The sequence below is a fragment of the Burkholderia sp. MSHR3999 genome (assembly GCF_000833595.1).
Classification (GTDB): Bacteria; Pseudomonadota; Gammaproteobacteria; order Burkholderiales; family Burkholderiaceae; genus Burkholderia; species Burkholderia ubonensis.
The window spans coordinates 612,470-635,465 of the sequence record NZ_JRFO01000005.1; the positions used below are offsets into that span (position 1 = coordinate 612,470).

The 22,996-nt window shown below is 67.5% G+C and carries 16 protein-coding genes; all 16 read right to left on the reverse strand.

Annotation, left to right across the window (positions count from 1 at the left end; genetic code table 11):
- Nucleotides 1-48 precede the first annotated feature (48 nt).
- Complete coding sequence (locus KY49_RS16330; protein ID WP_042585637.1) at nt 49-2,628, reverse strand: EAL domain-containing protein; 2,580 nt, start codon at nt 2,626-2,628, stop codon at nt 49-51.
- Between the two features lie 36 nt (nt 2,629-2,664).
- On the reverse strand, nt 2,665-6,390 hold the full coding sequence (locus KY49_RS16335) for a response regulator (RefSeq protein WP_042585638.1): 3,726 nt from the start codon (nt 6,388-6,390) through the stop codon (nt 2,665-2,667).
- Nucleotides 6,391-6,436: 46 nt separating this feature from the next.
- Nucleotides 6,437-7,633, reverse strand: a complete 1,197-nt coding sequence (locus KY49_RS16340; RefSeq protein ID WP_052495732.1) for an ABC transporter substrate-binding protein — start codon at nt 7,631-7,633, stop codon at nt 6,437-6,439.
- A 288-nt stretch (nt 7,634-7,921) separates the two neighbouring features.
- The gene (locus tag KY49_RS16345; protein WP_042585870.1) at nt 7,922-9,076 is read right to left on the reverse strand and encodes a branched-chain amino acid ABC transporter substrate-binding protein; all 1,155 of its coding nucleotides are present in this window, start codon (nt 9,074-9,076) and stop codon (nt 7,922-7,924) included.
- Between the two features lie 254 nt (nt 9,077-9,330).
- On the reverse strand, nt 9,331-10,227 hold the full coding sequence (locus tag KY49_RS16350; RefSeq protein ID WP_042585639.1) for a LysR family transcriptional regulator: 897 nt from the start codon (nt 10,225-10,227) through the stop codon (nt 9,331-9,333).
- 69 nt (nt 10,228-10,296) lie between these two features.
- Nucleotides 10,297-11,559 (reverse strand): acyl-CoA dehydrogenase family protein, encoded by a 1,263-nt coding sequence (locus KY49_RS16355; protein WP_042585640.1) that lies wholly within the window; start codon nt 11,557-11,559, stop codon nt 10,297-10,299.
- A gap of 82 nt (nt 11,560-11,641) precedes the next feature.
- Entirely contained in the window at nt 11,642-12,406 is a 765-nt protein-coding gene (locus KY49_RS16360) for an SDR family oxidoreductase (protein ID WP_042585641.1), read from the reverse strand.
- A gap of 65 nt (nt 12,407-12,471) precedes the next feature.
- Complete coding sequence (locus KY49_RS16365) at nt 12,472-13,503, reverse strand: phosphotransferase (RefSeq protein WP_042585642.1); 1,032 nt, start codon at nt 13,501-13,503, stop codon at nt 12,472-12,474.
- Nucleotides 13,504-13,528: 25 nt separating this feature from the next.
- Nucleotides 13,529-14,203, reverse strand: coding sequence for a histidine phosphatase family protein (locus KY49_RS16370; protein ID WP_042585643.1), 675 nt, complete (start codon nt 14,201-14,203; stop codon nt 13,529-13,531).
- 216 nt (nt 14,204-14,419) lie between these two features.
- On the reverse strand, nt 14,420-15,364 hold the full coding sequence (locus tag KY49_RS16375; RefSeq protein ID WP_042585644.1) for an electron transfer flavoprotein subunit alpha/FixB family protein: 945 nt from the start codon (nt 15,362-15,364) through the stop codon (nt 14,420-14,422).
- 16 nt (nt 15,365-15,380) lie between these two features.
- Nucleotides 15,381-16,130, reverse strand: a complete 750-nt coding sequence (locus tag KY49_RS16380; protein WP_042585645.1) for an electron transfer flavoprotein subunit beta/FixA family protein — start codon at nt 16,128-16,130, stop codon at nt 15,381-15,383.
- A gap of 176 nt (nt 16,131-16,306) precedes the next feature.
- Nucleotides 16,307-17,596, reverse strand: a complete 1,290-nt coding sequence (locus tag KY49_RS16385; RefSeq protein WP_042585646.1) for an acyl-CoA dehydrogenase family protein — start codon at nt 17,594-17,596, stop codon at nt 16,307-16,309.
- A gap of 170 nt (nt 17,597-17,766) precedes the next feature.
- The gene (locus KY49_RS16390) at nt 17,767-18,441 is read right to left on the reverse strand and encodes a TetR/AcrR family transcriptional regulator (RefSeq protein WP_029227021.1); all 675 of its coding nucleotides are present in this window, start codon (nt 18,439-18,441) and stop codon (nt 17,767-17,769) included.
- 219 nt (nt 18,442-18,660) lie between these two features.
- Nucleotides 18,661-20,055 carry an NAD(P)/FAD-dependent oxidoreductase gene (locus KY49_RS16395; RefSeq protein ID WP_042585647.1) on the reverse strand — a complete coding sequence of 465 codons (1,395 nt, stop codon included), beginning with the start codon at nt 20,053-20,055 and terminating at the stop codon, nt 18,661-18,663.
- A gap of 106 nt (nt 20,056-20,161) precedes the next feature.
- Nucleotides 20,162-21,403: a thiolase family protein gene (locus KY49_RS16400; protein ID WP_042585648.1), complete on the reverse strand. Its 1,242-nt coding sequence runs from the start codon at nt 21,401-21,403 to the stop codon at nt 20,162-20,164.
- Nucleotides 21,404-21,428: 25 nt separating this feature from the next.
- Complete coding sequence (locus tag KY49_RS16405; protein WP_042585649.1) at nt 21,429-22,982, reverse strand: class I adenylate-forming enzyme family protein; 1,554 nt, start codon at nt 22,980-22,982, stop codon at nt 21,429-21,431.
- Between the last annotated feature and the right edge of the window lie 14 nt (nt 22,983-22,996).

A 22,996-nucleotide genomic window follows, 5' to 3' on the forward strand; every position in this document is an offset into this window, starting at 1 on the left:
GCTCTGTCACCATCATCGACGGCCGCACGATTCGAACGTTGATTTCCGTCAAGCGTCCCGGACGACTGGCCGCGACGAACCGTCGCGTCCGACGCGCGCCGCCTGCGCGCCCGTCCCGCCCTGCGGCGGCGGCACCATCGCGTCGCCGCGCTCGAATTGCCGGAACGCCTCGGCGATGTGCTTGCGCAGCAGCGCCACGTCCCACGGCCGGGTCAGGATCTTCTGCACCGATCCCGCGCCGCTCGGGTCGCTGAGCGACTGCGCGTCGGCATAGCCGGACAGCAGGATGCGCACGACGTCCGGATACAGCGCCTTGACCCGCTGCAACAGGTCGATCCCCGAGCGGGCCGGCATGCGGAAGTCCGACACGATCACGCCCACGCGATGCTGCGCGAGCAGGCCGAGCGCTTCGTCGGCATCGGTCGCGCCGAGGATCTCGTAGCCGTCGCGGCTCAGCGCCCGCCTGAGCTGCTGCAGCACAGACCGGTCGGCGTCGACCAGCAGCAGCGTCCGGTGCAGCAGCTCGCGCCGCCGGCAATGGTCCGGCAGCTCCGCGCCGGCGGACAGCATGCCGGCGATTTCCTCGCCCGTGACCGGATGGCTGAAGTAGTAGCCCTGCATCGCATGGCAGCGATGCCGGTTCAGGAACGACAGTTGCGCTTCCGTCTCCACGCCCTCGGCCACCGTCTCCATGTTCAGCGACTCCGCCATCGCGATGATCGAGCGCGTCAGCGACGCCCCTTCCGCGCTCGTGGTCACGTCGCTCAGGAACGACTTGTCGATCTTGACGACGTCGATCGGCAGGTCCTTCAGATACGACAGGCTCGAATAGCCGGTGCCGAAATCGTCCAGCGACAGCACGACGCCCAGCGCCTTCAGCTCGCGCAGCGCATGCGCGATCGCACGGCGGTCCTGCATCAGCACGCTCTCGGTCAGCTCCAGCTCGAGCCAGGCCGGCGCGAGGCCGGTTTCGTCGAGCGTCGCGCGCACCATGCGGGCCACGTCCTGCTGCCGGAACTGGCGCGCCGACAGATTGACGGCGACCGGGATCGGCGGATGCCCTGCCTGCTGCCACGCGACGGCCTGCGCGCACGCGGTGCGCAACACCCATTCCCCGATCGGCACGATCAGCCCGGTTTCCTCCGCGATCGGGATGAAGCGGTCGGGCGGAATCACGCCGACGCCCGGACGCCGCCAGCGAATCAGCGCCTCGACGCCGCTGATCTGGCCGGTCTTCAGGTCGACCTTCGGCTGGTAGTACAACTCCAGCTCGCCGTTCTCGACGGCCTGGTGCAGCGCGTTCTCCAGCTCGGCCCGCTCCTCCACCCGGGCGCCGAGCTCGCGCGTGTAGAAGCTGTAGCAGTTGCGCCCGCGCTCCTTCGCGCAATACAGCGCGGCATCGGCCGTCCTCAGCAGCGTCTCCGTGTCGGCGCCGTCGATCGGGCAGAGGCTGATGCCGACGCTCGTCGTCACGTGCAGGTCATGCCCGTCGAACGCGAACGGCGCGACGAAGGTGCCGAGTATCTTGCGGCCGATCGCATCCGCATCGGCCGGCGTCGACAGGTTGACCAGCATCACGACGAACTCGTCGCCGCCGAGCCGCGCAACCGTGTCGCCATCCCGCACGGCCGCCTTGAGGCGCGCCGCGACGGCCCGCAGCAGGCCGTCGCCGACCGAATGCCCGAAGTTGTCGTTGACGTGCTTGAAGCGGTCCAGGTCGAGCACCATGACCGCGACCAGTTGCCCCGTGCGCCGCGCCTGCGACATCGCCTGCTCCATGCGGTCGCTCAGCAGGTTGCGGTTGGGCAGGCCGGTCAGCGCATCGTGGTTGGCCAGGTATTCGATGCGTCCCTGCTGCGCCTTGCGCTCGGTGATGTCCTGCACGATGCCGCGCAGGATGATCGCGTGGTTCAGGTCGCGGCCCGCCTCCGCCTGGTGCAGCACGTGGCGCTCGGTGCCGTCCGCGTGAATTAGCCGGTGCTCGAGCGAGAACGCGGCGCCTTCGGTGCGCAGGCTCGTGAACGACTGGCTCAGCAGCGGCTGCTCGTCGGCCGGCACGGCCTGCAGCAACCGGTCGAAGGTGGGCGGCGTGCGCCCGGCGTCGAGGCCGAGAATCCGGTACAGCTCCGGCGACCAGTAGCCGTCCGCGCGGCCGGCCTGGTACGCCCAGTTGCCCACGTGCGCGAGCGCCTGCGCGTGGGTCAGGCTGGTCTCGGCGGCCGCCAGCCGTTCGAGCGCGGCGGCGGCCCTCAGCAGGTAGCGGATCCGGTAGCCGAGCAGCTTCCAGCGCATCGGCTTCGACACGAAATCGGTCGCGCCGGCGTCGAACGCGCTCGCGATCGACGCGTCGTCGTCGTTGCCGGTCAGCATCACGATCGGCACGCGGCGCCCTTCCGGCAGCGCGCGCAGCCGGCGGCAGCAGTCGAAACCGTCGCCGCCCGGCATCTCGACGTCGAGCAGCACGAGGTCGGGGCGATGGCGCAGGAACGCATCTATGCCTTCCTGCGGCGCCGCCGCCTCCTCGACGCGAAAGCCGTCGGGCTCGAGCGTCTCCACGACCAGCAGGCGCGTCATCGCGTCGTCGTCGATGACCAGGATCACCGGTGCATCGGAATGTCGATCGTTCACGACTCGGTTCCCTCCGTTTCCAATGGCTTCAGTGGCTCATCCGGCGACCCGCTCCGCGAGCAACGCGGCCTGCGCCCGCTCGAATTCGGCGTTCGTGCCGGCGACCAGGTCCGCCGCCGCGGCGACTTCGGCGGCGCGCGCGAACTGCTCGATCTCCCGGCAACGGGCCGACAGCCGATGGGCGCCGACGTTCGCGCTGCTCGATTTCAGCGTATGCGCGGCAATCTTGAGCGCGACGGCGTCGCCCGCCGCGACGGCCGCCTGCATGTCGCCGATCAGCCGCGGCGCATCGAGATTGAACTGGTCGATGATCCGGGTCAGCACGTCGGGGCGGCCGGGCCGCTGCAGCGCGCGCAATGCGTCGAGCGCGTTGCGGTCGATCACGTTCGCGTCGTCGTCCGGGGCGGCGCTCGGCGGGTCGGTTGCCGGGTCGGTTCCCGCCTCGATCGCCGCATCGATTGCCGCATCGGTTGCCGAATCGACGGCTGTGTCGCTCGCGGCCGGCGCCACTGCCGGCACCGCCGGCGCATCGCCGCGCGCAAAGCGCGCGAGCAGCTTCAGCAGCGCGTCGCGACGGAACGGCTTGCTCAGGTAGTCGTCCATGCCGGCGGCGATGCACCGCTCCCGGTCGCCGCTGATCGCATTGGCCGTCAGCGCGATCACGGGCAGCCGCGGCGCGCCCGTTTCCGCCTCGCGCCGCCGCAGCAGCTCCGTCGCTTCGAAGCCGTCCATCAGCGGCATTTGACAGTCCATCAGCACGACGTCGAACCTTTCGTTCGCCAGCCGCTCCAGCGCCTGCCGGCCGTTCTCGGCGACGGCCACCGCGTAGCCCGTGTCTTCCAGCATCGCCAGCGTGATCTGCTGGTTGACCGCGTTGTCCTCGACCAGCAGCACGCGCGCCGACGCCGCGCCGGGCAACGGGCCGCCGTCCGGTTCGGCTTCGTCGGCGAGCGGCGCCGACGACGGCAGCCGGGGCGGCGTCACGCGCATCGCCGACGCGATGCACGCGTACAGGTCCGAGCCATGGAGCGGCTTGGTCAGGCGCGCGTCGATGCCGAGCTCCTGCGCGACCTGGATGCTGTCCATCATCTCGAACGCGGTGAGCGTGATGATCCTCAGCCCGCGCAGCGCGGGGTCATTGCGGATGTGCCGCACGAGCGAGATGCCGTCCATGCCCGGCATCCGCACGTCGACGATGGCCAGGTCGAACGGCTGGCCGTCGGCGGCGGCGGCCCGCAGTTGCGCCAGCGCGTCGTCGCCGCCGCTGGCCGTGGCGACGCGCAGCTGCCATTCGATCGCATGCTCGACGAGCACGCGGCGGTCGGTCTCGCTGTCGTCCGCGATCAGCACCTTCAGCCCGGCCAGCGACCGTCGCGCGCCCTCGACCGCGCCGGCCGCGCCGTCCGCCGGTTCGAGCCGCGCCGTCACGGTGAACACCGACCCCCGGCCGGGCGCGGATTCGACGGTGAGCGCGCCGCCCATCATCTCGGCCAGTTGCCGCGAAATCACGAGCCCGAGCCCGGTCCCGCCATATTTGCGGGCGGTCGAGCTGTCGGCCTGCTGGAACGGCTTGAAGAGCTGCGCGGACACGTCCGGCGCGATGCCGATGCCGCTGTCGGCGATCGTGAACACGACGAGGCCGTGATCCGAATACGAGACGGCCAGCTCGACCTGCCCGCGCTCGGTGAACTTGATCGCATTGCCGACCAGGTTCGTCAGGATCTGCCGCAGCCGAACCGGGTCGCCGCGCACCCATTCCGGCACCGGCTCCTGCTTGCGGAACCGCAGCGCGAGCCCCTTGCGCGTGGCGGTGGGTTCGAGCAGCGACACGACGTCGTCGAGCAGCTGGTACAGGTTGAATTCGATGCGCTCCAGCATCAGCTTGCCGGCCTCGATCTTCGAGAAATCCAGGATGTCGTCGATGATGGTCAGGAGCGTCTGGCCGGACCGATACACGGTGTCGACGAAGTTGCGCTGCTTCGCGGTGAGCCGCGTGCGCTGCAGCAGCTCGGTCATGCCGAGCACGCCGTTCATCGGCGTGCGGATTTCGTGGCTCATCCGCGCGAGGAATTCCGACTTCGCCGAATTCGCGGCTTCCGCCGCCGCGATCGCGGCCTGCAGTTCGACGTCGCGCCGCTCGATCTCGTCGAGCATCGTGTTGAAGCCGGCGATCAGCGTCGCGACTTCGTCGGTGCCGTGGTGACGCACGCGCAGCGACAGGTCGTTGCCGCCGCGAATGCGCGCCATCGTGCGCGTCAGGTTCGACAGCGGGCGCGCGATCGACGTGCCGATGCGATGGCTGATCACGAAGCCGACGACCGCGAGCAACAGCGACACGACGGCGATCATCCCGACCGCACCCGCCATCGCGCGGTACACCTGCGACACGATGCTGCGCTGCTGCAGGTCGACGCGCACGACCTGCTGCTCCGCGTAGGCCGCGAGGCGATTCGCGGTCGTGTCGACTTCCGCGACGATGCGCTGCATGGTCGCGTCGTTGGCCAGCATGTGCGACTTCACCGCCAGGATGCGGCGTGAGGCTCCGGCCAGCGCCGCTGCCAGCGGAACCATGTCGTGCGCACGGCTCAGTTCGCCCTGCCCGTTGGCGACGAGCGCGTCCCGCAGCGCGTTCGCGGAGGCGGCGAGCTTGCCGATATCCTTCCGTACCTGGTCGCCGACGCGCTCGAGCTGTTCCGTGCTCTCGCCTTGCCCGGCCAGCCGGAGGTCGGCCGTCAATTCCTCGATCCCCCCCATGACGACCGACGACAGGTATTTGATCCGGGCCGCTCGCCGCTGGAAAGCGATCGCTTCGTCGAGACGCTGCCGCGCCTTCAGAATCCGCAATGCGAACGGATCGACGATTTCCGCCAGCTTCCTGTCCAGCGCATCGAGCGACTTCGTCACCTGCTCCTCTTTTTCCTGATAGCGCGGCGCGGCGGACGGCTCCGCGAACACCCGGCCGCGCAGCGCGATGAGGCTTTCGTTGCCGACGAGGATGTCGGCCGCCACCCGCTCGAGCGCATTCGACACGTCCCGCGTCGCGGCGGCATCGACGTTCGGCGCCACGGTCGCCATCGCGTTGCGCGCGCCGTCGAAGGCCGCCTTCATCCGTTCGCGCAGCGGCGCGAGCCGGTATCGGTTCGGCGCATCGTCGACATTGTCGGTAGCGGTGATGATGTCCTTGACGTGCCCCCGGACCTGGTCGAGCGCATGAATCGTGCGGTTGAATGCGGTGTTGGCCGCCAGCGCGTCGGTCACGGCCGTTTCCGCCTGGTTGTCCAGCCGTTCCGTCTCCTTGCCGATGGCGGCCAGCGACGTCTCGCTCCGTGCCTGCACGCGCTCGATCAGCCTGCTGTCGGCGTCGAGCTGCGCGACGTCCCGCAGACGCCGGCCGACGCCTTCGTTCATCGACTGGAGCATCGCCGCCACGGCGTCGTACGGTTCGTCGATGTCGTGCACGTCGATCGCGCGGATGGCGGCCGTGACGGCCGCGATCCGCTGCAATTGCGTTTCGATCGCCTCCGTCGCCTGCTTCTGCTCGGACGCGTCCTGCGCCCGCTCGAGCCGGCTGAAATCCACCGCGAGCTCCGCGTATGCGCGCTGGAGGTCGTTGCTGCGCACCTGCAGCGGCAGCGATTCCGTCGTCAGCGTGCGCACGCCGGAGGCAATGCCGTGCACGGCGAGCAGGCTGGTCGCGGAAATCGCCAGCACGCCGAGCAGCATCAGGCTGGTGCTGGCGACAAGCTTGGCCTTGATGTCCATGCAGCCCTCCGGGATCGGGATGGCCCGCGCGCGGCCATCCTGACAGTTACTTGGCCGGCGCGTCCAGCGGCGCGACCTGCCCGTGCGCGATTTCGGTGAGGAACACCGCGTTCAGCGCCTGGTGATGGTCCGCGCCCAGATCGGCCGTGAGGCCGCCCAGGTCGAGGTGCCGGATCGATTCGAGCGCCTGAATCAGCGCCGCGCGAGTCGGCGACGGGCCGGCGCGTTCGAGCCCGATCAGCATGACTTTCGCGTCGATGCAGCCCTCGATGTTCACGACGCCGACGCGTTCCTCCGGAAAGCGCTGCCCGATCAGCCGTGCGCAGTCCCGGATCACGCCGAAGTCGCTCTGCGGCAGCGGCACGACCTGCGAGATCAGCGTGCCGTCGCCGTCGGCGCCCACGAGGCGCAGCAGGTCGTCGGTGCCGACGAAGGACACCGCCGCGAGCCGGGCCTTGAGCCCTTCATGGCGCGCCGCGCGCATGAACGCGGCGATCGGCGTATAGGGGCCGACCATGATGACGACGTCGGGCCGGCCCTCCAGCACCGCCGCGAGGCCCGAGTCGACCGCCGTCGTCCCGCGGCGGAAGGTGCCCGTCGCGACGACGTCCAGCCCATGACGCTGCAGCGCCAGACGCGTGCCCGCCAGCACCGAGAGTCCGAAGCCGTCGTCCTGGTAGAACACCGCGAAGCGTTTCGCGCCGCCGTGCGCGATGAAATGATCGACCAGCGCGCGCGTCTCGTCTTCATAGCTGGCGCGAATGTTGAAGACCTCCGGAATGACCGGCTGGCGCAGCGCCATCGCGCCGGTGAACGCGCCGACGAGCGGAATGCCGGCGTCCTTGATGATCGGCAGCACCGCCGTGGTCGTCGGCGTGCCGACGTAGCCGAACAGCGCGAACACGTCGCGCTGCTCGATCATCGCGAGCGTGCCGTCGATGGTCCGGTCGGGCTCGTAGCGATCGTCGTCGACGACGAGGTCGATCTTCCTGCCGTGCACGCCGCCGCGTGCGTTCGCGTCGTCGAACACGGCTTGCGCCCCAATGCGCAGCCCGTGTCCGAGGCCCCCCGCCGCGCCCGTCTGCGCGTTGACCATGCCGAGGCGGATCGCGTCGTCGGTCACGCCCGGTTCCGCCGCGACGCACGGGCCGGCGCACGGCATCGCGACGATGCATGCGGCCAGCGTTCCGCGCCAGCTTGCGCGAACGAAACAGAACCATGCCGAAAACGCACTCGCGCTCATGCTACGTTCCTTTGCAGCACACGGTGATGAAGGCCTGCCCGGCAATGCGCCCGCCGCCTGCCAGCGCGGCATGAAACGGCTACAAAATATATATAGATTGCATCAAATGCGATCGCAAGTCAGAGGGGCGGATTGAAAGCCGCTCGTCATTTCAATATGGATAACGATTCGGTTTTTTATTTCTTTTTTAAATCAAATGATGCATTGCATCGATCGGGCGCGTAAACGTGAATCGCCGGCAATCCGCGTGGATTACCGGCGATCGGCGCGCAGCGCACGGATGATGCGTTACATCTTCACTTCGTCGAGGAAGGTCTTCTTGCCGCTCTTGTAGCCGTACAGCGAGATCACGCCGTGCTTCAGGTCGCCCTTCGCGTCGAAGTTCGTCGTGCCGATCACGCCCGAGTAGTTCGTCGCCGGCATCGCCGCGAGAATCTTCGCCGGATCGGTCGAGTTCGCGCGCTTCATCGCGTCGACGATGATGTACACCGCGTCATACGCGAACGGCGCATCGAACTTGATGACCTGGCCGAAGCGCTTCTCGTACTTCGCCTTGAACGCGGCGCCGCCCGGCATCTTCTCGAGCGCCGCGCCGGCCTGCGAGCAGACCACGTTCGTCGCCGCTTCGCCCGCGAGGTCGGACAGCTGCTCGGTGCACACGCCGTCGCCCGAGAAGATCTTCGCGCGCAGGCCGAGCTGCTTCGCCTGCTTCGCAAACGGGCCGCCCGTCGCATCCATGCCGCCGTACATGATCGCGTCCGGATTCTCGCCCTTGATCTTGGTCAGGATCGCGCGGAAGTCGACCGCCTTGTCGTTCGTCGCGTCGTGCGACGTGACCTTCAGGCCGAGCGCCTTGGCCTTCTTCTCGAACTCGTTCGCGAGGCCCTGGCCGTAGGCGGTCGAATCATCGACCACCGCGACGCTCTTGATGCCCTTCGAGTGCGCATAGGCCGCGAGTGCCGGGCCCTGCTGCGCGTCGGTCGCGACGACGCGGTACGTCGTCTTGAAGCCCTGCTGCGTGTACGACGGGTTGGTGGCCGACGGCGAGATCTGCAGGATGCCCGCGTCGCTGTAGATCTTCGACGCCGGGATCGACGTGCCCGAGTTCAGGTGGCCGATCACCGCGGCGACCTTGTTGTCGACGAGCTTCTGCGCGACCTGCGTGGCCTGGCGCGGGTCGGCCGCGTCATCCTGGCCGTCGAGCTGCAGCGTGATCTTCTGGCCGCCGATCGTGAGGCCCTTCGCGTTGATTTCCTCGATGGCCAGACGCGCGCCGTTCTCGTTGTCCTTGCCGAGGTGGGCAATGCCGCCCGTCAGCGGTTCGACGCTGCCGATCCTGACGGTCTGGTCCGCCATCGCGTCGGCGACAGCCACCGTCGACAGAATCGCCGCGGCTCCGATCAGCATGTGCTTGCGCGTCTTGAGCGCTTTTTGTTGTCTCATCTGTGTTTCCTGAAATGTGAACGACGCTTTGATCTGCGTCTCGATGGATTGCCGATTGACGCCCGCCATCTATCTCGGAACGGCGCCGGCAATCTCAAAATTGTCGCTCTGCCGTGAAATGTGTCAAGTGAACATAATTGACCGATGCTCTACTGACGCGCATCGATTGAGCCGCATCATGAAACGGCAATGAAATAGCGGCTAAATGCGCTCAAATCGCGCTTGGGAGCCGGCATCTTCGACACGCATCTTCGTCAGCCGACGTCGCGCAACAGCCGGATCAATTGCTCGCGCAACCATTGGTTGGCCTGGTCGCGGTCGGCGCTGCGATGCCAGTAGCAGCAGTATTCGAGGTCGGGCACCTCGAACGGCAGCTCGAGAATGCGCGCCGGATAGCGGCGCAGCAGCCGGACCGGCGCCGTCAGCACGAGATCGCCGCGCATCGCGATCAGCGGCGCGACCATGTAGTGCTGCACGCGCATCTGGATGTTGCGGCGCCGCCCGAGACGCGCGAGCTCCGCGTCGACGTGGCCGGCGCCGGTGCGGCGGCTCGACACGTGGATGTGCCCCATCGCCAGGTAATCGTCGAGCGTCAGCACCTTGCCCTTGAACGGATGATCGTGGCGGATCATGCACGCGTAGCGGTCGCGTTCGACCTGGGCCTGGTGCAGGTACGGATCGTCGATCAGCGGCGCGTCGACCGCGATGTCGACGGAGCCATTCGCGAGCGCGGTCGCCACCTCGCGCCGATCGGTGTAGTAGCTGTGCACGTGCATGCCGGGCGCCTGCTGCTGCAGCAGCTCGCCGAGCGCCGGCAGCACCAGCGCCTCGGTCAGGTCGCTCATGCTCAGCCGGAACACGCGCGCGGACGACGCGGGATCGAACACGTCGCCCTCGTGCACGCTGGAGTCGAGCAACTGCAGTGCCTCGCGCACGCGGCCGATGATGTTCTCGGCCATCGGCGTCGGCTTCATGCCCGCCGGCGTGCTCACGAACAGCGGGTCGTTCAGCGACTTGCGCATCCGCGCGAGCGCATTGCTGACGGCCGGCTGCGTGATGCTCAGCACCTCGGCCGCGCGCGTCAGGTTGCGCTTGTCGTAGATCGCCTCGAATACGACGAACAGGTTCAGGTCCAGCTTCGATAAACGCATCGCGTCGCCTCCTCGCCCGCATCTTAAGGCGTGCGCCGCGCTTGCGTCCATGCCGGACCGCAGCCCCCGCTACGCGCCGCGCGTCACCGGCATGTCGGCCACGCCCGCGAGCCGGTGCAGGTGTTTCGCGAGCTCGAGCTTGGCGATCGCCGCGCGGTGCACTTCGTCCGGACCGTCGGCAAAGCGCAGCGTGCGCTGGTTCGCATACGCGGCCGCCAGCGGAAAATCGTCCGACACGCCGGCGCCGCCGTGCGCCTGGATCGCCCAGTCGATGATCTGGCACGCGACGTTCGGCGCCACCACCTTGATCATCGCGATCTCGGCCTTCGCAACCTTGTTGCCGACGGTGTCCATCATGTACGCGGCCTTCAGCGTCAGCAGGCGCGCCTGCTCGATCATGCAGCGCGCTTCGGCGATGCGCTCGTGCCACACGCCGTGCTGCGCGAGCGGCTTGCCGAACGCGACGCGCGAGCTCAGGCGCTGGCACATCAGCTCCAGCGCACGCTCGGCGATGCCGATGCTGCGCATGCAGTGGTGGATGCGCCCCGGCCCGAGGCGGCCTTGCGCGATCTCGAAGCCGCGGCCTTCGCCGAGCAGGAGGTTCGACGCCGGCACCCGCACGTCCTTCAGGTCGATTTCCATGTGGCCGTGCGGCGCGTCGTCGTAGCCGAACACCGGCAGGTGACGCAGCACCGTGATGCCCGGCGTGTCGGCCGGCACCACGATCATCGACTGCTGCTCGTGGCGGCCCGCGTCCGGGTCGGTCTTGCCCATCACGATGTAGACGGCGCAGCGCGGATCACCGCCGCCCGACGACCACCATTTGCGGCCGTTGATCACGTACTCGTCGCCCTGGCGCTCGATCCGGCATTCGATGTTGGTCGCGTCCGACGACGCCACCGCCGGCTCGGTCATCAGGAACGCCGAGCGAATCTCGCCGCGCAGCAGCGGCTCGAGCCAGCGGTCCTTCAGCGCCTCGGACGCATAGCGTTCGAGCGTCTCCATGTTGCCGGTGTCCGGCGCGGAGCAGTTGAACACTTCCGCGGCCCAGGGCACGCGGCCCATGATCTCGCAGAGCGGCGCGTATTCCAGATTCGACAGGCCTTCCGGCGCGCGCGTCGAGCGCGGCAGGAACAGGTTCCACAGGCCCGCTTCGCGCGCCAGCGGCTTCAGCTCCTCGATCACCGTGGTCGGCACCCACGCATTGCCCGCGCGGCGGTTCGCGGCCACCTCCTGTTCGAAGCGATGCTCGTTCGGGTAGATGTGCCGATCGAAGAACGCCAGCAGGCGCGCCTGCATTTCCTTGACTTTGGGCGAGTATTCGAAGTTCATGAGTCTTGTCCTGAAATGAGGGAAACGAAATTCCCGGCTGTCGACTGATCGGAATCCTGATTGCTTTCGTGTGTCCGTTCGCTCAGATCGTCAGCCCGCCGTCGACGACGATGCACTCGCCGTTCGTGTAGCTCGACGCGTCCGACACGAGGTACAGCACCGTGCCGGCCATTTCGCGCGGCTCCGCGTGGCGGCGCAGCGGAATCTTCGCCTTCCAGGCTTCGTAGATCGCCTCGTCGGCAAACAGCGCGCCGGCGAACTTTGTTTTCGTGAGGCCCGGCAGCAGCGCGTTCACGCGAATCCCGAGCGGCCCGCATTCCTTCGCGAACGCGCGCGTCATGTTGACGACCGCCGCCTTCGTGATCGAATAGATGCCCTGCCGGTCGCCCGGCTGCAGCGCGTTCACCGACGCGGTGTTGACGATCGCGCCGCCGCCCTGCGCGCGCATCAGCTTGCCGGCCTCGACCGACATGAAGAAATAGCCGCGGATGTTCACCTCGACGGTCTTGTCGTAGGCCGCGAGATCGGTATCGAGGATGTGGCCGAAGTACGGATTCGCGGCGGCGTTGTTGACGAGGATGTCGAGGCGCCCGTGCTTCGCGCGGATCTGCTCGAATGCGGCGGCGATGTCCTCCATCCGGCCGACGTGGCACGCGAGCGCCTCGGCCTTGCCGCCCGCCGCGACGATCTCGTCGGCGACCGCGCGGCAGTCGTCGATCTTGCGGCTCGACACGATCACGTGCGCGCCCTGCTCCGCGAGCAGCTTCGCGATTTCCTCGCCGATCCCGCGGCTCGCGCCGGTCACGAGCGCGATCTTCCCCGTCAGGTCGAACAGGTTCGTTGCCATGTGTTGCTCCTCCATGTATGTATGTATGTGCGTGCGGCGCGCGCGCCGCGTCGGATTCGGGTTGTTCAGCGATGCGCGTCGATCACGCGCACGGCTTCCTCGGCGAGGCGCCCCGCCATTTCACCGACCTGGCGCGCCTTCGTGCTCGACGCATTGCCCTTCAGCGCGCGGGCCTTCACGCCCTGCGCGATCGCGGCGAGCCGGAAGAAGCTGAACGCGAGATAGAAGTGCCAGTTCTCGATCGGCGCGATCCCGCGCAGCTCGCAATAACGCGCGACGATCTGCGCTTCGTGCGGGATGCCGAGCGCGTCGCGATCCTCGCCCGCGAGCCCCGGCACGTCGCCGCCGGACGGCAGCCGCAGGCACATGCAGAAATACGCGAGATCGGCGAGCGGATTGCCGAGCGTCGACAGTTCCCAGTCGAGCACCGCCTTCACGCGATAGCTGTCGCGCTCGAACATCAGGTTGTCGATCCGGAAGTCGCCGTGCACGAGCGCCGGCCGGCCCGTGTCGGCCGGGCACGCGTTCGGCAGCCAGTCGATCAGCGTCTCCATCGCGTCGAGCCGCTCCGTTTCCGCCGCGCGATACTGCTTCGTCCACACGCCGATCTGCCGCTCGAAATAATTGCCGGGCCGGCCGTAGTCGGACAGGCCGGCCGCGTCGACGTCGACCTCGTGCAGCGCGACCATCGTCTGCAGCACCGCGTCGTAGCAAATCGCACGATCCGGCTTCGGCAGGTCCGGCAGCGCGGGGCTCCAGAAGATCCGCCCGTCCTCGTAGCTCATCACGTAGAACAGGCTGCCGATCACGTCGCGGTCTTCGCACAGGTGATACGGACGCGCGACCGGCACGGCGGTGCCCGACAGCGCGGTCAGTATCCGGAATTCGCGGTCCACCGCATGCGCGGACTTCAGCAGCTCGCCCGGCGGCTGCCGCCGGAGCACGTAGCGGCCGCTCTTCGCGTTCAGCAGGAAGGTCGGGTTCGACTGGCCGCCGGCGAACTTCTCCGCTTCGACGGGCCCCTCGAAGCCGGGGATGTGTTGTTCCAGATACTGCGTGAGCCTGGCGACATCGAGTTGCTGCGGTGTGTTCGTCATCGTCGCGATCGTTCCGTGAGGTGGGTCAGCCGTAGGTCCGGAAGGCATGCCGTTCGGGGTCCTGCAGATGCGGGATGCCGTTGAACGACGCCAGGTTGAACGCATCGGCGTTGAAGAAATACTGCGAAATGGCGCTGTTGCGGATCTGCAGGTTCAGCGCGATCGCGCTCGACGGCGGCGCCGCGAGCACCTGCTGCACGGTGACGGCGATCGGCCCGCCCGAGCTCACCGCGAGCACGCGCTGCCCGCCGCCCTGCCGGATCGCGGCGCGCGCGTCGGCGACGCGCTGCTGGAACTGCGCCCAGGTTTCGGGGACGGGCCCGCTCAGCTTGTCCTCGGACCATAGCTGCAACAGTTGCCGCAGCGCGCGGAAATGCTCCTTCATCGAGCCCGCCGCGAGCCGCGCGAGCTCCGGATAGTCGGCGGCAGCCGCGGCGAACAGCCCTTCGAAGTCGTATTCGTTCAGGCCCGGGTGGCGGTCGTAGCCGAGGTCCTCGCGGCCCATGCCGCGCAGGATCGCGCCGACCGTTTGCGCGTGGCGCGCCAGCGTGCCGCAGATCACGCGGTCGAACGCGATGTCCTGCTGCGCGAAGTATTCGCCGAGCCAGACGCTTTGCCGTTCGCCGAGCGCGGAGAGCCGGTCGTAGTTCTCCGTGCCGAACGACGCCTGTCCGTGCCGTACCAGATAGAGTTCAGCCATCGCATGCTCATCCGTGAGTAGCGGTCAGATTAGCGGCCGGGCGTGCATTTTTGAAATTTATTTGTTGAATCGATGGGTATTCACGTCGCGAATTTTGACTGACCGGCCGGACGAAGCACTGAGGGTGACGGCTGGCGGCCGATCGGAACGACGCATGGAACCGTTTTCATCCAATCCGCGCAACCTGCGGCTCACCTTTCGTCGCGCCGCACCCGGTCAAAGCGCGGCCGCCAGCTCCGGCACCGCCTGAAAGAGATCGGCTTCGAGCCCATAATCCGCGACGCTGAAGATCGGCGCTTCCGGATCCTTGTTGATCGCGACGATCACCTTCGAATCCTTCATGCCGGCCAGATGCTGGATCGCGCCCGAAATGCCGACCGCGATGTACAGCTGCGGCGCGACGATCTTGCCGGTCTGGCCGACCTGGTAGTCGTTCGGCACGTAGCCGGCGTCCACCGCCGCGCGCGAGGCGCCGAGTGCCGCTTGCAGCTTGTCGGCCAGCGGCTCCAGCACCTTCGTGTAGTTCTCGCCGCTGCCCAAGCCACGGCCGCCCGACACGATGATGCTTGCCGACGTCAGCTCCGGACGGTCCAGCTTCGTCACTTCACGGCTGACGAATTGCGACTTGCCCGCATCCGCTGCCGCGTCGATCTTCTCGACCGCCGCGCCGCCGCCAACGGCTGCGACCGGATCGAAGCCCGTTGCGCGCACCGTGATCACCTTGACCGGGTCGCTCGACTGCACCGTCGCGATTGCGTTGCCCGCGTAGATCGGGCGCTCGAACGTGTCGGCCGAATCGACCGCCGTGATGTCCGAAATCTGCGCGACGTCCAGCTTCGCCGCGATGCGCGGCGCGATGTTCTTGCCGCAGGCGGTCGCCGGCGCGAGGATGTGCGAATAATCCTTCGCGATGTTCAGAACCGTCGCCTCGACGTTTTCCGCGAGGCCTTCAGCCAGCTGCGGCGCGTCGGCCAGCAGCACCTTCGAGACACCCGCGATCTTCGCCGCCGCATCCGCCGCGGCTTGTGCGTTGTGTCCCGCGACCAGCACATGGATCGCCTCGTCGACGAACGTCGCGACAACCGCTGCCGCCGCCACCGTATTGAGCGTCGCGGCCTTGATCGACGCGTTGTCGTGTTCTGCAATCACCAGAATCGTCATTTCCTTGCGCTCCCTCTTACAGCACCTTGGCTTCGGTCTTCAGCTTCTCGACCAGCGTCTTCACGTCCGGCACCTTCACGCCGGCCGCGCGCTTCGGCGGCTCGACCACCTTCAGCGTCTTCAGGCGCGGCGCGACGTCGACACCGAGGTCTTCCGGCTTCACCGTTTCCAGCGGCTTCTTCTTCGCCTTCATGATGTTCGGCAGCGTCACGTAGCGCGGCTCGTTCAGGCGCAGATCCGTGGTGACGACCGCGGGCAGTTGAAGCGACAGCGTTTCCGCGCCACCGTCGACTTCGCGCGCGACCGTCGCACGGCCGTCGGCGATCGTCACCTTCGACGCGAACGTCGCCTGCGGCACGCCCGCGAGCGCAGCGAGCATCTGGCCGGTCTGGTTCGAATCGTCGTCGATCGCCTGCTTGCCGAGGATCACGAGCTGCGGCTGCTCCTTGTCGACCAGCGCCTTCAGGATCTTCGCGACGGCGAGCGGCTCGACGCCGTCGTTCGACTCGACGAGGATCGCGCGATCCGCGCCGATCGCCAGCGCCGTGCGCAGCGTTTCCTGCGCCTGCGCAACGCCGACCGACACCGCGACGATTTCCGTCGCCACGCCCGCTTCCTTCAGGCGCACCGCTTCCTCGACGGCGATTTCGTCGAACGGATTGATGCTCATCTTGATGTTTGCCAGATCGACGCCCGATCCGTCGGCCTTCGCGCGCACTTTCACATTCGCATCCGCGACGCGCTTCACTGCTACCAGCACTTTCATTTCTGCTCCTGATTCAATTCCGTCGATACAGCGGCCGTCCAATCCCGTCACGCCACTCGCCGATCCGGATTCCTGAACGAATCGGCCACATCGATCGGTTACCCGGTTGCGCGAAGACAGGACGCGTGAGGGCTCCCGGTTTCGCGCCAGCCGGTAGCCCCGCCGCCGTCGCGCGCTTATTCCCGCGCCCACCCTTCCTGATGGAGCTTCCCGGCCAGCACGCCGAGACGCGACGTGAGGACGTAGTTCTCGCCGTCCTCGATCAGCGCGGAGCGCACGTCACGGAAGAGCTTCTCGATCGGGAATTCGCGGGTCGTGCCGTTTCCGCCGAACAGCTGGAACGCCTCGTGCGTGATCTTCATCGCTTCCTCGGTCACGCTCACCTTGGCCTGCGCGGTCGCGTACGGGTGACTCTGCGGCGACATCCGCGAATAGGCGAGGCTGCGGCGGGCGATCGCGCGCGCCATCTCCAGCCGGCGCAGCATGTCGCCCACGCGCAACTGCGTCATCTGGTGGTCGATCAGCAGTGCGCCGCCCTGCTTGCGCTCGTGCGAATACGCCAGCGCGAGCTCGAACGCCGCACGGGCCGCGCCGACGAACACCTGGCACATGTGCGTGCCGGCAAACGACCAGGTCGAGGCCAGGTTGCCGAGGTACTCGTCCTTCAACGCAATCGCGAAGCGCTTCGGCACCTTGACGTTGTCGAAATAGATCTCACCCTGCGGCAGCGCGCGCTGGCCGATCTTGTCGAGCGGCTTGCCGCGCGAGATGCCCGGCAGGTCGAGCGGAACGATCACGCCGATGCCGTGCGTGAACGCGCCCTGCTCCCCTTCGCCGTAGAAACCGTCGCCGTAATCCGCCGCCATATACGCGAGCGCGACCTGCGCGACCGAACCGTTCGAGACCCACGCCGAGCTCTGGCCGTTGATGACGATTTCGTCGGCGCCGACCTTCGCGGTCACGTTGCCCGTCGGCTGCTTGCCGCCCGCGCTGAGTTCCTGCCGATACAGGATCGCGGCATCGGAGCCGCGGTCGGGCTGCGTGTTCATCCAGCAGCCGACCTTGCCGGTACACATGTCGATCAGTTCCTGGTTGCCGACCGACTGGGCCATCATCAACGGCGTGGTCGCGGCGCCAAGCGAAACGGCCAGGCCCGAATCGCCCCAGCCGAGCTCCTCGCCGATCAGCGATTCGATGCGGACCGCGACCTCCGGCGGGAACTGCGCGATCAGTTGCGGATCAAGCCCGAGCTTCGCGCTTTCGACAACGGCCGCCCAGTACGGCGAGCCAGGCGCAATCACCTCCTCCGGCGACATGCGATCGAGCTCACGGCCGATCGGGCGCAACACGTCACGCGCGAAACGGTGGACCGTGTGCTGGATCGCACTTTCTTCCTCGCTCAACGGCGTCTCGAAACCGGTCAGCCCGACCGACGGCAATGCAGCGGATTTATGCAGACGAATCATTTCGGTTCTCCTCCTCTCCTGGAAGCATGCCGACCGGACAGCGGGTGCATCCGGCCATCTCATATCTAGTAACACATACCAAACATAGGTCATGATGACAAACACATGGAAGAAAAAAAAGACAGGGTATTCCCCTGTCTCTTCCGGATGCTGCGGTAGCGTTTCGGCCGTTACTTCCCGGCGGCGCTCGACGGCTTTCCGTACACGAGGTAATGGGCGGATTCCATGAATCTCGCCTCGAGCGCCGGCGTATGCCGCCCCGCGCCGGCTTGAAAGGCCAGCCCGTCGGCCATCGAGATCAGCAGCGTGGCGACGTGCCGGCTGTCGGCCGCACTGTGCTCCGGATTGGCGGCGCGGACCAGTTGCGCGACCTCGCGCGTCAGCGTGGCATACCATTCGTCGACCAGCCTGCGGCACTCGTCGTCGATCGCCGCGAACGAGAAGAAATGCACCCACAGCGCCCTGTATTGCGCATCCTTCGCATCGCGCAGCGCCCTCTTCATGAGCGCGTCGAGTATCTCGTGCGGCGACGCGTCGCTGTCGAGCGCACGCGTCAGGTCTTTCAGGTACGTCCCGATGGCAGGCTCCATGACCGCCCGCAATACGGCCAGCCGCGTCGGGAAGTAGTACTGGAGGTTGCTGACGCTGATCCCTGCGGCAGCGGCGACCGCGCGCTGCGAGAAATCGAGGGCGCCGCCTTCAAGCAGGAGCTTTCTTGCGACGCGAACGATCGTGTTGCGCGTGCGCACGCCCTGGGCTCGCAAGCCGTCGGTGCCGTTTCCTGCGGGTGCTGCGCTCGATGTGCGCCGTTTCCTGCCGTTGCGCTGCTCAATGGGCACTGTCATCGCTTTCCGTCGTCGTTTGGGCGCTCTGGCCTCGTGGAAATAGTCTCGCCGGCGCTTCGCCGGGCGCTGAAGACTATACCCGATGCCTGACGCATTTTCCAACCAATCGCTTACGCCCGGCTGGCTCGTCCGGGCGCGTGATCGGCCTCCGTTTCGACGCATCGGGAGCCGGCCCGCCGGACGTTCCCGAGCGGGTGACTTCAGCCGCGACACCCGTTGCTATGTGCTTCGCGCAGCCGTGTCGCGCACCTTGCGGTTCACCCGCTCGTCGAGCATGTTCGCCACGCCCAGCACCCCGTTGATCGCGCACCATCGCAACGGCTCGGGCAGCGTCGCAGGCGTCTTGTGGCGCAAGGCCGCCAGCAGCGGATGCTCGGCGCCCTGGATCCGCTCGGCCAGCAGTTCGCCGATCAGCGACTGGGTGCCGACGCCATGCCCGGAGCACCCGGCGGTGTAGATGATGTTCCGGTGCTCGCCGGTTTCGCCCGCGACGGGCAACGCATCGCCGGCCAGGCTGATATAGCCGCTCCAGCACGCGCGGACCGCGACGTCGCCCAATTCGGGAAAACGCTCGTGCAGCGTCTTCGCGAGCGCGCGATAGGCGTCGTCGTCGGGCACGTTCGGCGTCTGCGAGCCATAGACGTAATGGATCCGCTTCGTCGTCACCACGAGCGTGTTGCGCACCGTCAGGCGATGGCTTTCCATCGTCAGATGCGAGGTCACGATGCCTTCGCGCCGCGGCCAGCCCAGCGCCGCCAGTTGCGCCGCCGACAGCGGCTCGGTCTCGATCGCCGAGACCCGCAGCGGCATCACCTTGTCGCCGAGCAGGCCGAGCTGCGGCGTATAGGCATTGGTGGCGAGCACGAGGAACGGCGCGGTCGCGCTGCCGCGCGCGGTATGCGCGTTGACGACCGGTCCTTCGGTATACGAAAGCAACGCGGTGTTCTCGTAGATCTTCACGCCCGCGCAAAGCGCCGCGCGCCGCAGCCCCATCACGTACTTGCCGGGATCGAGCGTACCGCCGTGCGGCATGTGGCAGCCGAACAGGAACGCCGGCGGGATGCCCCGCGCGCGCATCGCGGCATGATCGAGGAACGCCGCCGGAGAACCGAGTTCGACGCCCGTCTCCATGCTCTCGCGCAGCCGCTTCTCCTGCGACGCATGCACGCCGGCGCGGATGATCCCCGTCGCCTGGTAGTCGCAATCGATCCCGTATTCGCGGAGCTTGCGTTCGACGTAGGCGACACCCTCGTCGTAGAAGCGGACGATCTGCTTCGCCCGCGCGTGCCCCACGCGCTTGACGAACAGCTCGTATTCGAGCCCCTGGCCGCCGGCGAGATAGCCCGCGTTTCGGCCGCTCGCGCCGAAGCCTGCGAACTCGCGTTCGAGGACGGCCACGCGCGCACCGCGCGCGGCCAGCTCCAGCGCGGTGGACAGGCCCGCGAAGCCCGCGCCGACCACCACCACGTCCGCACTGACCTCGCCCTCGAGCGGCGGCTGCGGATCGTCCGGCATTTCCACCCATCCGCCGAGCGGACGGTACGTTTCCAGCACTGCACTCACTCTGATTCCCTCCTTCCGACGGACGAGGAACGCGACCGCGCTCGCGGCCATCTGCGATCCAGTCGCCAGTGCACCGGCCGCGCTTCGCGTGCGGCCATTTCCGCCCCGACGTTGGTCCTTCGACGAACGCGCGCCGGGAAACTCGGGCTTGCCTTCCTCAGTGCCGGCTCAGGATATGGACGGCAAGCGCGGCCTCCTCGACGCCCTGCAATCCGCCGCCGTTCTCCTGGATTGCATGTCGCGCGCCCCGCACCTGCCGCTCGCCCGCCTCGCCGCGCAATTGCGTGACCAGTTCGTAGAGCTGACCGATCCCCGTCGCGCCGAGCGGATGCCCCTTGGATTCGAGGCCGCCGGACGTGTTGACCGGAATGCGCCCGCCGAGCGTGAATTCGCCGCGCTCGGCCGCGGCGCCGGCCTCCCCGAGGGGCGCGAGTCCGAGATTCTCGGCCTGGATGATCTCGCCCATCGCCGACGCATCGTGCACTTCGGCGACGTCGATATCCTCCGGGCCGAGCGATGCCTGCTCATAAGCCTGCAGTGCCGCGAGGCGGCCGATGCTCTTCCCGGGCTCGTCGATGCGCCGATGCGTGAAGCTGCGGATCACGCTCGCCGCGATCCGGATGCAGCGGCTGCGATCAGCGCCGATGCGCGCGAGGCCCTCCTCGGTGCAGAGGATCGCCGCGGCCGCGCCATCCGTCACCGGTGCGCACATTGGCAGCGTGATCGGATAGGTGATCGGCGGCGCCGCGAGCACCTCGTCGATCGTGAACGGCTTGCGGAACTGCGAATGCGGGTTGTGCACCGAATGCAGATGGTTCTTCGACGACACGGCGGCGATCTGCCGCTGCGTGGTGCCGTAGGTCTTCATGTGATACCGGCACATCGCCGCGTAGATCGCCATGAAGCGGCTGTACGGCTTGTCGGATTCCGATCCCGGAGGCGGCACGACGCCTTCGCCCATCTTCGCCAGCGTCGCGAAATTCTCGTCGACGCGGGACACGTCCCACCCCGTCTCGAACAGCGCGAGCGACTTCGCCTTGTCCTCGACGTTCATCTTTTCCGCGCCGAGCGCCAGCGCGACGTCGCACGCGCCCGCCCTGAGGTGCTGCACCGCCAGATGCACGGCGGTGCTGCCGGACGCGCACGCGTTCTCGACGTTGAACACCGGCACGCCCTCGACGCCGATCTTGCTGAATACGACCTGGCCGGGAATCGACAGCTGGCCCTGCAGCTGTCCGTTGGTGATGCCGGCGTAGAAGGCCGCGCCGATCGCATCGGCGCCGCAGCCGGCGTCCTTGAGGGCGCCGCGCAGCGCCTCGCCCGCGAGATCGTCGATGCTGCGCTCGAAGTGCCGGCCGAACACGGTCATCGCGATGCCGGCAATGTAAATGTTGCTCATGGTGTAGCGTCCGTGGAAGTGGGGCTCAGATCCTGCGTTGCCGACCCTGCCAGTACTGCTCGCGCAGGTCTTTCTTCAACACCTTGCCGACCGTGCTGCGCGGCAGCGCGGCGACGAAATCCACGCTCTTCGGCGCCTTCACCGAGCCGAGCTTCTCCTTGCACAGCGCGACGAGTTCCTCGGCGCTCACGCTCTGGCCCGCGTTGAGCTCGACGACGGCCTTCACCGCCTCGCCCCACTTGTCGTCGGGCACGCCGATCACCGCGCAATCCTGCACCGCCGGGTGCGCCCAGATCACCTGCTCGATCTCGCTCGGGTACACGTTGAAGCCGCCGCTGATGATCATGTCCTTCTTGCGGTCGGTGATGTGCAGGTAGCCGTCGGCGTCGAGATGGCCGATGTCGCCCGTGTGCAGCCAGCCGTCGACGATCGTGTCGGCCGTCTTGTCCGGCGCGTTGTAGTAGCCCTTCATCACGAGATCGCCGCGCACGCAGATCTCGCCGGTCTCGCCCTGCGGCAGCACCTCGCCGCGATCGTTCAGGATCTCGACACGGACGAGCGGATTCGGCCGGCCGACCGACGACAGCCGTTCGTCGGACGCCAGCTTGCCGTCGACGAAATGCTCGGCCGGCATCATGTTGGCAATCGATGCCGGCGCTTCGGTCTGCCCGTAGCCGCCGGCCATCACGGGACCGAACACCTCGATCGCGCGCTTGAGCTTTTCGACCGACATCGGCGCGGCGCCGTAGAGGAAATACTTCAGCGACGAGTAATCGAGCTTCTCGATGCCGGGGATGTCGAGCAGGCGGTAGATGACCGTCGGCGGCAGGAAGAACTCGGTGACGCGATGCTTCGCGATCGCGCCGAGCAGCAGCGCGGGATCGGGCTTCGGCAGCACGACCACCGTGCCGCCGCGCGCCGTGCACGGCAGCGACATCATCCCGGCGGTATGCGTCATCGGCGCAGCGGCGAGATTCACCGGGCGCTCCGCACCATACGGGCACGCCATCATGAACTGCGCGAAGTAGGTCTGGAACGAGCGATGCGTGTTCATCACGCCCTTCGGCGCGCCGGTGGTGCCGCCCGTCGCCGACAGCGTGACGACGTCGTCCATGTCGTAATCGACGAACGGCATCGTCGACGGCTGGCCCGCGCTCCACGTCGCGAGCGACGGCGCCCACGGCAGGTCGGCATCGATGCATATCCAGAGCTTCACTTTCGGCAGGCTGGCGCGCAACGCGTCGATCGCCGTCGCGAACGCCTGCTGGAAGAACAGCACTTCGCAGTCGAACGCATCGAGCACGTACTGGTTCTCCGCGGGCGTGCTGCGCCCGTTGACGGGGATATACGCCAGGCCGGCACGCCAGAGCCCGAGCGCGCAACCCCAGGCGGTCACGTCGTTGTCCGCCCAGACGGCCGCTTTGGTTTCCTTCGCGAACCCGGCGGCGAGCAGCCCGTTGGCGATGCGGCAGGACAGCTCGCCGATCTCCTGGAACGAATAGCTGCGCTCGCCCTGGATATACGCAATGCCGTTCGGAGCAATGCGCCACCCGCGGTCGAAGAAATCAATGATTGCCATGTCTCGTTGTCCTT